Below are 12,498 nucleotides of genomic sequence, written 5' to 3' on the forward strand. Positions count from 1 at the left end.
ACCCGCACCGGGTACGCCGCCCCGTGGAGCCCTCCGCGGAGAGGGGGCAGGCCACCCGGTCACGCGCCGCGCAGGTCTTCAGATGGCCAGGGGGACCGGGTGGACTTCGTCGGCCCGATGGCCGGCACGTCCGTGTATGCGCTGGACCGCTTCGGCCGAGGGTGCGTCCGAGAGGCAGTACACGGTGCCGGACGCCGGGTCCGCCCATGCCTTCTCGAAGTGGACGCCTTCTTCCTTCTCGATCGCGAGGTCGGCCTGATGGGCCTGCATCAGCTGGTCGGCCGTGATGTCCTTCATCCCGTGGTGGACGTCCATGAACTGAGGCATGGTGTCGCACCCCCTTTCGGCATACGGGGGTCGGAGGACCGGAGTTGCCGAGTCGCGGGTCAGCTCCGGTTCCGCTCTCTCCAGCGTGCTCCTGTGCGGCGGTGCGGGCGACTGCGGCCGCCGGGGACTTCGCTCCTTCGCGCAGACGGCCGCCGTTGAGCAGGGAGGGACGGCCGTGGCCTTTCGGTTCGGGGCGGTTCGCCCTGCGTGTGCCGGGCCTGCCGGTGGACAAGCCGGAGGCGCGGCCTGCGCGGACGCCGGGCGCCCGGTACGGGCATGCGCGATCATGACCGGAATGGACACTCGTTTCCTCGGTATCGCCGATCTTGTCGAAACCCCGTCGGTGGCGGTCGTGGTCGACGTCATGCGGGCCTTCACCGTGGCCGCCTGGGCCTTTGCCCAAGGAGCCGAAAAGATCGTTCTTGCGGAGTCGCTGGACGAAGCCCTGGCGCTCAAGGCCCGCCACCCGGATTGGGCGGCGATCAAGGACGGTCCGCCCGCGCCCGGGTTCGACGCCGTCAACTCGCCCGGGCTGCTGCGGTCCGTTGACCTCGGCGGCCGGACCGTCGTGCAGAAGACCACGGCGGGGACGGTCGGCGCCCTTGCGGTCAGGGAAGCGCAACTGGTGCTGTGCGCAAGCTTCGTGGTGGCGGAGGCAACGGCTCGCCACCTGCAGGCGCGCGGCAGTGACGGTGTCACGTTCGTGGTCACCGGCGAGGACGGGCAGGCCGATGAAGATCTGGCGTGCGCCGAGTACATCGCCCGGCGGGTCACCGGGGCGGGGACGGACGCTGCCGATTACCTCCGCCGCGCTGCCCGGTCGCGCGCGGCGGACGAGTTGACGCAGGGGGTGCGTCAGGGTGTCCATCCTGACGACGTCGCCCTCTGCCTCGAACTCGACCGGTTCCCCTTCGCCATGGTGGCGGCCCTAGAGGACTCGCTCATGGTCCTGCGTCCGTGCGCGGTGCCTTCGCCGGCCGAGGACCCCTCGGCCTGATCGCCCGCGGGGTCCTGCCCGCCGCGCCGCTATTCGCAGGCGACCCCGTCGCCGTCGCGGTCGAGGTGACGTCCGTAGCCGGGGTCCCCGGTACGGATGGGGGCGGCGCCGGCTGCCCGGACGGCAGAGCAGTTGGCGTAGTACGCCGCCCCGCCCCCGTCGTCCGATCCGGAGTCGCCCGAGCCACCGTTGGTGCCGGAGTCGGGGGCGACGGTGACCTTGACGGTCTTCGTCCTGGTGACCGCCGGCACCGGCTTCGGACTCGCGGTGACGGTCTCGGTGACCGCGGGCTCGGGTTCGGCCGACGCGGTCGCCGTCGCGGTCGCCGTGACGGTCACCGAGGGCGCGGCCTTGGATTCGGCGGCCTTCTCCGTCGCGGTGCTGTCGTCCGAGGCGCCGATGCCGACGCCGATGAGGAACAGGACGATCGCCGCGGGTACGACGATCCGCTTCCTTGCCCAGCCCGGTCGGCGTTCCGGTGGCGTCGGCGTTACATACGGATGGGGGCCGGCGGGCTGGGGCGGCTGACCCCATGGAGGCTGGTTCGACGGCGGATTGTGCGGCATGGATCCCCCAAGGACTTCGTGAGGGGATGACCGTAGCCGTGCGGTATGCGGTGGGGGAGGGAGATGTTCCGCTGGTGACGGAGTTGTGACCAAAGGGTGGAGGAGGGGTGGGTGTGTCCCTGCCTCGGTGCGGGTGCCGAGGCGGGGGAAGCCGCTGGTCCGTGCCGGTCGGCCCTACGCGGGCCCGTCGGCGGTGCCGTCGCCGGAGGCCGGCGGGGCGGGCGGGGCCGGCGACTGTGCGGACTGCGGTGCGACCGGCTCGGGCGCCGACTCCGATGTCGGCGGCGCCTCGGAAGCGGGCGGTTCGGAGGCGGGCGGTTCCGAAGGCGGCGGTTCATCGGAGGGCGGCGGCTGGGTGGAGGCCTCGTCAGGCGGTGACGAGGGCTCGGAGGAGTGGTCGGACGACGGGGAACGCGACGAGGAGGAGTCCGGGTCGCAGGCTCCGGTGGACGCGCCGCCGGACCGCGGCGGACACGGCGAGGCGCTGGAGTCGGCCGGCCGGTGGGTCTTCTTGTCGCCGCCGCCCGTGTCACCCGCGTCGCGCGAGAACCACCCCTTGCTTCGCGGGTCGAACATGACGAACCTGTCCACCGGGCGTGGCGCAGGCTCCACCACCACGACGTTCGAGGCTCGGTAACCGGGCCAGGCGTCGCCCGTCACCTTCGGTGTGCCCTTCAGGGCGACCGGCGGCAATAGCGGGTTTCCGCAGGCGCAGCGGACCCGGGGCACGCCGCGGTCGTCCACCATGACCGCCGTACCGGCCTGGAGCACGGCCTGATAGCTGGTAGGCGCGCCGTCCACGTAGCCGTGGTTGGTGACCCGGGTGTCCAGCCTCAGCTGGACCGGTGTCAGCGAGCGCAGGTACGCCGGTACGCCGGAGGGGGTGATGTTCTCGACGGAGGCGAAGGCCTTGTTCTTGCCGGGCTGGGCCGTCAGGGCGCTGATCTGCTTCTCCACGTCGCAGGCGGCGACCTTGCGGGTGCCCCCGTACAGGCCGGGGGCCGAACCGGTCACGCCCTGGGTGACATTGGCCGCGGTCCGGGAGGCGCTCGCCGCCGGGCTCGGCACCGTGGTGGGCTTCGTGGCGGTGGCGCTGGTCCGGGCGGTCGAGCCGGTGTACGGGTCCGGTCCGGTCGAACCGGCCGCTTGCAGGAACACCTCGCCGCCCGCCGACTTCGACCCGTCCGGCCGGGTGAGGACGACGGTCAGCACCACCGCCGCCACCAGGGCGATGGCGATGGTCGCCACTTTGGGCACCGACCGCCACCAGGGGTGCTTGGGCGCGGGCCCGTTGCCGGGCCCCTGCGGGGACTCGCCCGGGCCGACCGGCCCGCCCGGTCCGCCCGTACCGCCGGGTCCGCCGTGGCTGCCGCCGGACGGTGGGCCGGCGGGAGGGCCGGACGGGCGCTCGGGAGGCGGCGGCACGGGCCCCTGCTGGGTGGGGCCCGAGAGGGGGCCGGAGGGGGTCCTGTGGGGCGGCCGGAAGACGGCGGCTGGTCACTCACGGGCTCTTCTTCCCAACGCCAGGGGAGTGCCGGAATATTACGTTACGTGCCATTGTGTGCCCCGGTTCGACGCTGCCCGCAAGCCGAAGCGGGCCGGTGGTGCGCCCGGCGTCCCCGGCCGGCGAACCGACGCGACCGGCCCACCCGAGGGGCGGCGCGTGCGGCTGATGCCTAGCGTGGGCGCGTGAGCCAACAAGGACCCGACGTCCGGGGCAGTACGGGACGCAGAGCCGCGCACGGCTGGGCCGACGCCCTCGTGGCCGTACTCGCGGGGCTGGTGGTCATGGCCGTCACCGCCGCCCTCGGCCTGTGGGCCGCCGGTGCGGCGGACCTCCCCGGCGGCTCGTTCCCGCGGGTGGTCGCGGCCGTCGTCGTCATGGCGGCGGGCGGATCGGTCGCCCTGTCGGGGAACGCCGGGGAACTCGCCCGGACGCACGCGGACATCTCGGCCCTGCCGCTCTCGGTCACCCTCGTCGGCGCGCTGGTCCTCGGCGCCGGGTTCCTGCGCCCGTGGCGACACCACGCCGTCGCCACCACCCGCGAACTGGCCGGCTGGGCGGGCCGGGTCGCCCTGTTGTGGGCCGTGGTCCTCATCGGCCTGTCCGTCCTGGCCCGGCAGAGTTTCGACATCCCGGCCGCCGATCCGACCGGCGGCGACATCGGCGACGTACTGGACTCCGCTCCCCGCGTCGGATTCCGGGCCGAGATCCCGCTGACCCTCGTCCTCGGCCTCGTCTGGCTGGCAGGTGTCATGGTCCTGGCCCTGCTCGTGTCGCGCGGCGCGCCGCTGCCCGGCCGGCTGCTGCGCTTCCAGGAGTCGGTACGCCCGGCCGCGTTCGCGATGGTGGCGCTGCTGCTGGCGTACGTCGTGCTGGGGCTGGTCATCGCTCTCGTGGTCGTGGTGACGCGCGGGCATCCGGCCGAGACGGTGGCCGTGATCCTGCTGGGCCTGCCCAACGTCGTCTGGCTCGTGTTCACCCTGGGCCTCGGGGCGTCCTGGGAGGGGCGGGTGACCGGCCCCTTCGGGCTGCCGATGCCCCAGGTACTGGACTCCGTGCTGCGGACACCGGACCTGTCCACCCTGAACGTCCGCACGCTCGCCGAACAGGACGGCCGGGTCTGGTGGGCCGTCGTCGCCGCCGCGCTGTTCACCCTGGCGGCCGCGTTCCTGATGGCCGCGCGCTCACCGGCCAGGATGCGCGCCTGGCAGCACGCCGTGCACATGGCCGTGGCGCTGGCACTCACCGTGCTCACCGTGTGCCTGCTCGCCCGGATCTCCGCCCACTACGGCCTCTCCCTGCTGGGCCTCGGAGACCTCGGCGGCGGCCTGGGCGGAGAGGTGCTGCTGCGGCCGCGCCTGTGGGGCGCGCTCGGACTCGCCATCCTGTGGGGTCTGGTGACGGGCTTTCTGGGCGGGCTGCTCGCCTCACGCGTCCACCGGCGCGGCCAGGCGGAGCCCCGCTCCTCACTCGCCGACGACGCCTGAGCGCAGTTCCGGAAAGACCGGCAGCGCCCACCGCGGCGGTACGGGCGGCGGCTCGGAGCCGGTGGTCCAGCTGCCGATCCGCCGGTCCACCTGCGTCGCCGGATGGCTGTCGCGGACACCGCCCCGCGCCGCGGCACGCAGGGCGGCCACGAACTGCAGGCAGGAGTCGTAACGGTCGTCCGGGCTCTTGGACAGGGCCTTCGCCAGTACCTCGTCGACGCCCGTCGGAAGGTCCGGGCGGATGCCCGTCAGCGGCGGCGGCGGATCGAACTGGTGGGCCCACAGCAGCGCCATGTCGTCGTCGCGCTGGAACGGCGGTGCGCCTGCCATCGTCTCGTGCACGACACAGGCCAGGCTGTACACGTCGCAGCGCCCGTCCACCGGCCGGCCCGAGATCTGCTCGGGGGCCACGTAGTCGAGCGTGCCGACGAACTGGCCCACCGAGGTGAATCCGGTCAGCGACAGCGACTTCTTCGTCAGGCCGAAGTCCGTGAGATACACGTGCTCCGGGTGGTCGCTGTCCGTGCCCGCCGCGACCAGGATGTTGCCGGGCTTGACGTCGCGGTGCACCAGGTCGTGGTCATGGGCGGCATCGAGCGCCGACGCCACCTGGGCGGCGATCCGGAGCGCGGTCCCTATGGGCAGCGGCCCCTCCCGGTCGATCAGGGCACGCAGATCCCGCCCGGCCACGTAGCGCATGGCGATGTAGAGGATGCCCTCGGTCTCACCGGCCTCGAAGACCGGCACGATGTGCGGGTGGTCGATCGCGGCCGCCACCCGCGACTCATGCGTGAACCGTTTGCGGAAGGTGTCGTTGCGGGCGAGTTCCGGAGCGAGCAGCTTGAGCGCGACGGTACGGTCCAGCCGCAGGTCCTTGGCCCGGTAGACGACCGCCATCCCGCCGCGGCCGATCTCGCGCTCGACGAGATAGCTCGCGATCTGCCTGCCGATCAGCTCGGAGGGCCGTCCGGCGGGCAGCGAGGAGTCGTGCGGGGGACCGGGGGGCGCAGCCATCAGTTCTCACCCGGCCGGGTCCGTGGGTGCGAGGCCGAGGGGCCCGGGTCCTCGGTGGGGCGCAGCAGCTGGGTCTCCTCCGCGGCGCCGGGTCCCCCCGCCCCTCGGTCATCGGTGTCGGGCGGCTCCGGCGGACGGAACGCGGTGGGGGAGACGAGCCGGGTCGCTTCGGGCGCCGGCGCGGGGCTCCGTTCCTGTTCGTATTCCTGCCCCGCCCCTGAGCTCTGCGCAGCGCCGCCGGCCGGGGCCCCGCTGGGCCGGCCGGGACCGGCCGAGGCCGCGTAGGTGCTCAGCCGGGTCCCGTCCGTGTACACCCAGCGCTCGTGCTCCGCGTCGTACAGCCACACGGCGCCGCCGTGGACGACCATGCCGACCTGAAGTCCCTGCGTGCGGCGGCGGAAGGTCTCCCCGTCGATGCGGCCGTCGGCGAGTTCCTCGGCGGCACGGCGGAACTGGCCCAGCGACTCCTGGACACGGGCCATCAGGGGCCGCGGGTCCGCCGTGCGCGCCATCGGCTGTCCGGCCTGCGGCGGATCCTGCGGCACGGACACGAGCAGGCGGCCGTCCACCCAGGCCGACCAGCCGTTGGCGCACAGGACCTGTCCCCAGTCGCCCCGCCGGTCGAGCAGCTGGACGGGGAGCAGGGGGTCGAGGGGTTCGGTGGGCCTGGACACGTCGGGTGACTCCCAGGCGGGCATACCGTCCTGGGGGACGACATGGGTCGGGCGGAAGTCCTCGGTCGCCATGGGCCGCCCCTACTTCCGCATGATGGCGGGCTCGTGCCGGCGCAACAGCCTCGCCACCGCGAATCCGAAGAGGACCGAAAGCACCACCAGCATGCCCATGTTGAGCAGCCAGATCCCGGCGGAGTGCTCGAACAGCGGGTCGCTGGTCAGCTTGCCGGGCACGATCCGGCCGAGCCCGACCGTCCCGGCCATCGCCGCCAGCGCCCAGCGGGACGGGATCAGCCACGCCAGCTGCTCGATCCCGGGCACCCCGTGGAGCTTCAGCAGCGCACCGCAGAAGACGACCTGCACGATCGCGAGGAGCACCAGGAGCGGCATGGTGACCTCCTCCTTGCGCACCAGCGCGGACACCAGGAGGCCCAGCATCATCGCGGTGAAGGACAACAGCGCCACGGTCAGTGTGATCTCGGCCAGCGGTGGCAGGAGAACCCCTTGCCGCCCGGGGCATTGAGGTCGACACCCACCAGACCCACCAGGGTCAGGACGATGGCCTGCAGCACCGTGATGGTGCCCAGCACCACGACCTTGGACATCAAGTAGGCGGATCTGGACAGCCCGACAGCGCGTTCCCGCTGGTAGATCACCCGTTCCTTGACCAGTTCGCGTACGGCATTGGCGGCGCCCGTCAGCACGCCTCCCACACACAGGATGAGCAACGCGTTCATCGCCGTCTCCTGCGTCAGCTTGCTCCCGGCCAGGGCGCGGGCCATCGCACCCATCACGAACGGCAGCGCGATCATGATGACGAGGAACGTACGGTCCGCACTCAGCGCCGCCGCGTACCGCCGCACCAGCGTCCGCAACTGGGCTCCCCAGCTGCGGGTCTTGGGCGGCGGAGCCACTGCGGCGGCCGCCGCGTGCGGCAGTCGCGGCTGCGCGGTGGCGTTGGCGATGTACTGCCGGTGGAAGGAGGAGGCCGCGAACTCCGCGGCCCAGGGACGGTCGTGGTCGTTCTCGAAGGCCTCGAACGCCTCCGGCCACTGGGCGAAACCGAAGAATTCCAGTGCGTCCTGCGGCGGTCCGTAGTAGGCGATCTTTCCGCCGGGCGCGAGCACCAGCAGCCGGTCGCACACGTCGAGGCTCAGCACACTGTGAGTCACGACGATGACCGTGCGCCCGTCGTCCGCGAGGTCGCGCAGCATGTGCATGACGGAGCGGTCCATCCCCGGGTCGAGGCCCGAGGTGGGCTCGTCGAGGAACAGCAGTGACGGCTTGGTCAGCAGCTCCAGCGCCACGCTCACCCGCTTGCGCTGGCCGCCGGAGAGGCTGTGGATCTGCTGGCCGGCGCGCTGTTCGAGTCCCAGTTCGCGCACCACCTCGTCGACCCGGCCCTTCCGCTCCGACTTGGCGGTGTCCTGCGGGAACCTGAGCTCCGCGGCGTATCCGAGGGCTCTGCGTACGGTCAACTGGGCGTGCAGGATGTCGTCCTGGGGCACGAGCCCGATGCGCTGACGCAGCTCTGCGTAGTCGTGGTAGAGGTCACGCCCGTCGTACAGGACGGTGCCCTCGTCGGCGGGGCGCAGTCCGGTCAGGGCGTTCAGGAGCGTGGACTTGCCCGCACCGCTGGGTCCCACCACACCCAGCAGGCACTTCTCGCCCACCGGGAAGGAGACGTGATCGAGCAGGGTCTTGCGTCCCTTGTCGACGGTGACCGCCAGGTCCTGCACGTCGAGCGACACCTCACCGGTGTCGACGAACTCCTGCAGCGTGTCGCCGACCAGGCAGAAGGCGGAGTGTCCGATGCCGACGATGTCGCCCGGGGAGACGAGTGCCCGGGCGGCCGGCTGGCCGTTGAGGAAGGTGCCGTTGTGCGAGCCGAGGTCGACGATCTCGTACGTGCCGTCCGCGTGGGCCAGCAGTTCGGCATGGTGACGCGAGACGCTCAGGTCGTCGACGACCAGGTCGTTGCCGGATCCGCGCCCGATCCGCACGGTGCGTGCGGGCAGCGGCCGTACGGTGGTCGGCTGCCGGAAGGTGCCGGTCGCCGCGGGCACGGAGACGGCGGACGGGCGGTCCGGTGCCCGCGGTGCGGGTTCCGGCGCCTCACGGCCGACCAGGACGGCGCGTGGTCCGTCGGCCGGGTGGCCGAACCGGATGACGGTGCCGGGACCGATGTCCGCCTCGTGGATCCGCTGCCCGCCGGTGTAGATGCCGTTCGTGCTGTCCTCGTCCTCGATCGACCACTGGTCAGCCAGGGTTCTGAGCACCGCATGGTGCCAGGAGACCCGGACGTCGTCGATGACGATGTCGCTCAATGGGTCACGCCCGACGTGGTATTCCCGGTCCGGACTCATCACCGTGGGTCCTGCGTCGGTTTCGAGTACGAGCTCGGGTGCAGTCGGCGTGACAGGCCGCTCTCCCATGTCTGAATTCTATCGATCTGTCCGGTTGTGCGCCCGGCCAGATACGTGCAGTGCCCACGCGTTCGGGCCGGTTCGGGGGTGCATGACAGAAGCCGCCTCCCCGGCGGACCGTGCCCGGGGAGGCGGCTTCTGCCGTACCGCTCGCGCCGCGTCAGGCGTTCAGGGCCGTCGCGACGACGGCCTTGGCCTCCTCCTGGACGCGACCGAGGTGGTCGGCGCCGAGGAAGGACTCGGCATAGATCTTGTAGACGTCCTCGGTGCCCGAGGGCCGGGCGGCGAACCAGGCGTTCTCCGTCGTCACCTTGATGCCGCCGATCGCCGCCCCGTTGCCCGGCGCCGAGGTGAGCACGGCCGTGACCGGTTCGCCCGCGAGGGTGTCGGCGCTGACCTGCTCGGGGGAGAGCCGGGCCAGCACGGCCTTCTGTTCGCGGTCCGCCGGCGCGTCGATCCGCGCGTAGGCGGGCTCACCGAACCGCGAGGTCAGCGTGGCGTAGTGCTCGGACGGTGAATCGCCCGTCACCGCGAGGATCTCGGAGGCGAGCAGCGCGAGAAGGATGCCGTCCTTGTCCGTCGTCCAGACCGAACCGTCGCGGCGCAGGAAGGAGGCCCCGGCCGACTCCTCGCCGCCGAAACCGAGCGAGCCGTCGGCCAGACCGTCCACGAACCACTTGAATCCGACCGGCACCTCGACCAGCGGCCGGCCGAGGTCGGCGGCGACCCGGTCGATCATGCCGGAAGACACCAGGGTCTTGCCGATGCCCGCTCCGGACGGCCACCGGTCCCGGTGCGCGTACAGGTAGTTGATGGCGACGGCGAGGTAGTGGTTCGGGTTCATCAGGCCCGCGTCCGGAGTGACGATGCCGTGCCGGTCCGCGTCGGCGTCGTTGCCGGTGGCGATCTGGTAGCGGTCACGCTGCCCGATCAGGGACGCCATCGCGTACGGCGAGGAGCAGTCCATCCGGATCTTGCCGTCCCAGTCCAGCGTCATGAACCGCCAGGTGGGGTCGGTGAGCGGATTGACCACGGTCAGGTCGAGCCGGTGCTCCTCGGCGATGCGGCCCCAGTACGCGACCGAGGCCCCGCCCAGCGGGTCGGCGCCGATCCGTACGCCGGCCGCGCGCACCGCGTCCAGGTCGAGCACGGACGGAAGGTCGGCCACATAGCTGCCGAGGAAGTCGTACCTGCCGGTCGAGGGCGCCGCCAGTGCGCGGGCGTAGGTCAGCCGGCGCACGTCCTTGAGGCCGCCCGCGATGATCTCGTTGGCGCGCTCCTGGATCCAGCCGGTCGCCGCGGACCCGGCCGGGCCGCCGTTCGGCGGGTTGTACTTGAACCCGCCGTCGCCGGGCGGGTTGTGGGACGGGGTGACCACCACGCCGTCGGCGAGATGCGACGTACGGCCGCGGTTGTACGTGAGGACGGCGTGCGAGACAGCCGGCGTCGGGGTGTAGCCGTCGGCGGAGTCGATGAGCACGGCTACGTCGTTGGCCGCGAACACCTCAAGGGCGGTCACCCGGGCCGGCTCCGACAGGGCGTGGGTGTCGGCCCCGAGGAACAGCGGCCCGTCCGTGCCCTGTTGGGCCCGGTACTCGCTGATGGCCTGGCTCGTCGCGGCGATGTGGTCCTCGTTGAACGCGGTGGCGGTCGATGACCCCCGGTGCCCCGAGGTGCCGAAGGCCACGCGCTGGCCGACTTCGGCAGGATCCGGGTGCAGCGTGTAATACGCCGTCACCAGCCGCGCCACATCAGTCAGGTCCTCGGGGCGCGCCTGGTGTCCGGCTCGTTCGTGCGGCATCTGCCACTCCTCCGTATCGGTCGGTCGGTGCGATCTGCCCGCCGGATCATTTTCGCCGGTCGTCGTCCCGGGCCGGCGACTGCCCCGCCGTGCGGACGGCCACCGCCGCCGCGTATCCGGCGGGCACCGCGACATCGGTGACGGTCCAGCCCGGGGGGCCGGGCTGCGGGCGGGGGCCGGTGCCCACGTGGTCGTGCGAGAGACCGTCGGCCAGTCCGATCCCCTTGCCCTTCAGGTACGCCTCCTTGCGCGTCCACGCCCGGACGAAGGCGGCCGGCCGCTGCTCCTCGGGCAGCTCCGCCAGCTCGCGGATCTCCGCCGGATGCAGCTGATAACCGATGTCCGACACGGTCCGGGCCTGCGGGGCGAGCTCCACATCCACCCCCACCGGCACGTCCGCGAACGCAAGCAGGGCGACGCCGCGGCTGTGCGACAGCGAGAAGTGCACACCGCCGTCCGTCGCGGGACGGCCGTGCGGGCCGCCGCAGGACGGACAGGGCTCCCGTCGCAGCACCACCGCCTCGGGGGCGATTTCCAGCCAGGCACCGAGCAGCACCCGCAGTGCCACGTGCGAGGCGACGTAGCAGCGCCGGTCGGCCGCGGCGATCAGGCTTCCGGCGCGCCTGAGCTCCTCCGCGTCGAGGATGTCCGGCGCGAGCTGATGCGCCCGCCCGCCCTGCAGTTCCGCGTCCACCACCCACAGCGCCGCGGCGCCCGGCGCCCAGGAGGGCGCCGGGCCCCGGTAGCCGGTCTCGGTGAGTGCGAACTCGTCGGGCTGGTAGACCTTCACGTCTTCCCTGGGGCCTCTCGGTTGGATCATGCCGGGCTGGCGTGCTCCGGCCTGATCCAAACGGAGGACCCTGGGCCGGGGCGGTGCCGTGAGCGGGCGTCAACGGCGGAGCGGACAGCTCTTATTCTATGGAGATCCGTACCTGACCCGACGTACGTTCGATCACAGTGTGCCCAGGTCACTGCGCCCGAGAAGGCCCGGCGGCCTCTTCCGGGCGCCGGCCGGGTGCAGTCACCGGCCTTTTTCGGACAGGAGTGACAGGATGCCATCGGACAGCCGACCACACCCGGGCGCAGCACTGCTGCGGGACGCCGGTGCCGACGACGCCGGCCCGCTCACCCGGCTCTTTCTCGCCTCCCGCGCCGCCGCCATGCCGTATCTGGCGCGGGTGCACAGTGACGAGGCCACGCTCGCCTGGATGACCCACGTCGTGCTGCCCGGTACGGACGTCTGGGTGGCGGAGCTCGGGCGGGAGGATGGCGGGACGGAGATCGCCGGCTTCCTGTCGCTCGACGGTGAGGAGCTCGAACACCTCTATCTCGACCCCGAGGTGCGGCGCCGGGGCATCGGCACGCTGCTGCTGGCGAAGGCCAAGGAGCGCAGCCCGGACGGGCTCGCCCTGTACGCCTTCCAGCGCAACACCGGTGCGCGGGCCTTCTACGAGCGGCACGGATTCACCGCGGTCGAGTTCAGCGACGGCAGCCGTAACGAGGAGAAGGAGCCGGACGTCAGATACCGGTGGACCGCCTCGGGCTGACCGAGAGGCGTTGAGCCGGAACGACGAGCGGGGTCCGCAGCGGCGGGCCCCGCTCGTCGTTGTGCGCGGCGTGCGCTCCTTGCTGTCTCCCCGCCGTCTCCCCGCCCGAGCAGGCACCTTTCAGCGGCTTTCATGTTCACGCAAAAACGTTGCGT

At 72.2% G+C, this 12,498-nt stretch carries 9 protein-coding genes and 2 pseudogenes; 3 read left to right on the forward strand and 8 right to left on the reverse strand.

Annotated elements, in window-relative coordinates; translation table 11 throughout:
• Nucleotides 1-78: 78 nt before the first annotated feature.
• Entirely contained in the window at nt 79-327 is a 249-nt protein-coding gene (locus tag LNW71_RS31380; protein ID WP_250971270.1) for an SCO4226 family nickel-binding protein, read from the reverse strand.
• A 295-nt stretch (nt 328-622) separates the two neighbouring features.
• On the opposite strand from LNW71_RS31380, the gene LNW71_RS31385 reads away from it, so the two are divergent.
• Entirely contained in the window at nt 623-1,324 is a 702-nt protein-coding gene (locus LNW71_RS31385; RefSeq protein ID WP_308294537.1) for a 2-phosphosulfolactate phosphatase, read from the forward strand.
• 29 nt (nt 1,325-1,353) lie between these two features.
• Here the strand turns inward: LNW71_RS31385 and LNW71_RS31390 are convergent, their stop codons facing one another.
• Both LNW71_RS31390 and LNW71_RS31395 read right to left on the reverse strand, forming a co-directional pair.
• Nucleotides 1,354-1,890, reverse strand: coding sequence for an excalibur calcium-binding domain-containing protein (locus LNW71_RS31390; RefSeq protein ID WP_250971272.1), 537 nt, complete (start codon nt 1,888-1,890; stop codon nt 1,354-1,356).
• A gap of 174 nt (nt 1,891-2,064) precedes the next feature.
• Nucleotides 2,065-3,395, reverse strand: a pseudogene (locus LNW71_RS31395) (DUF6777 domain-containing protein).
• Nucleotides 3,396-3,678: 283 nt separating this feature from the next.
• On the opposite strand from LNW71_RS31395, the gene LNW71_RS31400 reads away from it, so the two are divergent.
• Nucleotides 3,679-4,881: a streptophobe family protein gene (locus LNW71_RS31400; RefSeq protein ID WP_250972218.1), complete on the forward strand. Its 1,203-nt coding sequence runs from the start codon at nt 3,679-3,681 to the stop codon at nt 4,879-4,881.
• Here LNW71_RS31400 and LNW71_RS31405 read toward each other — a convergent pair.
• The 5 genes and pseudogenes from LNW71_RS31405 to LNW71_RS31425 all read right to left on the reverse strand — a co-directional run bounded on the left by LNW71_RS31405 (nt 4,861) and on the right by LNW71_RS31425 (nt 11,616).
• A complete protein-coding gene (locus LNW71_RS31405) occupies nt 4,861-5,895 on the reverse strand; it encodes a serine/threonine-protein kinase (RefSeq protein WP_250971274.1) in 1,035 nt (344 codons plus the stop codon). The genes LNW71_RS31400 and LNW71_RS31405 overlap by 21 nt on opposite strands.
• Complete coding sequence (locus tag LNW71_RS31410; protein WP_250971275.1) at nt 5,895-6,641, reverse strand: hypothetical protein; 747 nt, start codon at nt 6,639-6,641, stop codon at nt 5,895-5,897. The genes LNW71_RS31405 and LNW71_RS31410 overlap by 1 nt, the downstream gene beginning before the upstream one ends.
• A 9-nt stretch (nt 6,642-6,650) precedes the next feature.
• A pseudogene (locus LNW71_RS31415) lies at nt 6,651-9,004 on the reverse strand (FHA domain-containing protein).
• A 151-nt stretch (nt 9,005-9,155) separates the two neighbouring features.
• Nucleotides 9,156-10,796, reverse strand: a complete 1,641-nt coding sequence (gene pgm / locus LNW71_RS31420) for a phosphoglucomutase (alpha-D-glucose-1,6-bisphosphate-dependent) (RefSeq protein ID WP_250971276.1) — start codon at nt 10,794-10,796, stop codon at nt 9,156-9,158.
• A 46-nt stretch (nt 10,797-10,842) separates the two neighbouring features.
• On the reverse strand, nt 10,843-11,616 hold the full coding sequence (locus LNW71_RS31425; RefSeq protein WP_250971277.1) for a 4'-phosphopantetheinyl transferase superfamily protein: 774 nt from the start codon (nt 11,614-11,616) through the stop codon (nt 10,843-10,845).
• Between the two features lie 232 nt (nt 11,617-11,848).
• On the opposite strand from LNW71_RS31425, the gene LNW71_RS31430 reads away from it, so the two are divergent.
• Nucleotides 11,849-12,343, forward strand: coding sequence for a GNAT family N-acetyltransferase (locus LNW71_RS31430; RefSeq protein WP_250971278.1), 495 nt, complete (start codon nt 11,849-11,851; stop codon nt 12,341-12,343).
• Nucleotides 12,344-12,498: the final 155 nt, after the last annotated feature.

The organism is Streptomyces sp. RKAG290 (genome assembly GCF_023701695.1).
Taxonomy (GTDB): Bacteria; Actinomycetota; Actinomycetes; order Streptomycetales; family Streptomycetaceae; genus Streptomyces.

What these genes read in the sequence shown, in the direction of transcription:
- pgm (WP_250971276.1), bottom strand. Translation starts at nt 10,796, where the DNA reads ATGCCGCACGAACGAGCCGGACACCAGGCGCGCCCCGAGGACCTGACT.
- LNW71_RS31405 (WP_250971274.1), bottom strand. Translation starts at nt 5,895, where the DNA reads ATGGCTGCGCCCCCCGGTCCCCCGCACGACTCCTCGCTGCCCGCCGGA.
- LNW71_RS31425 (WP_250971277.1), bottom strand. Translation starts at nt 11,616, where the DNA reads ATGATCCAACCGAGAGGCCCCAGGGAAGACGTGAAGGTCTACCAGCCC.
- LNW71_RS31400 (WP_250972218.1), top strand. Translation starts at nt 3,679, where the DNA reads ATGGCCGTCACCGCCGCCCTCGGCCTGTGGGCCGCCGGTGCGGCGGAC.
- LNW71_RS31430 (WP_250971278.1), top strand. Translation starts at nt 11,849, where the DNA reads ATGCCATCGGACAGCCGACCACACCCGGGCGCAGCACTGCTGCGGGAC.
- LNW71_RS31385 (WP_308294537.1), top strand. Translation starts at nt 623, where the DNA reads ATGGACACTCGTTTCCTCGGTATCGCCGATCTTGTCGAAACCCCGTCG.
- LNW71_RS31380 (WP_250971270.1), bottom strand. Translation starts at nt 327, where the DNA reads ATGCCTCAGTTCATGGACGTCCACCACGGGATGAAGGACATCACGGCC.
- LNW71_RS31410 (WP_250971275.1), bottom strand. Translation starts at nt 6,641, where the DNA reads ATGGCGACCGAGGACTTCCGCCCGACCCATGTCGTCCCCCAGGACGGT.
- LNW71_RS31390 (WP_250971272.1), bottom strand. Translation starts at nt 1,890, where the DNA reads ATGCCGCACAATCCGCCGTCGAACCAGCCTCCATGGGGTCAGCCGCCC.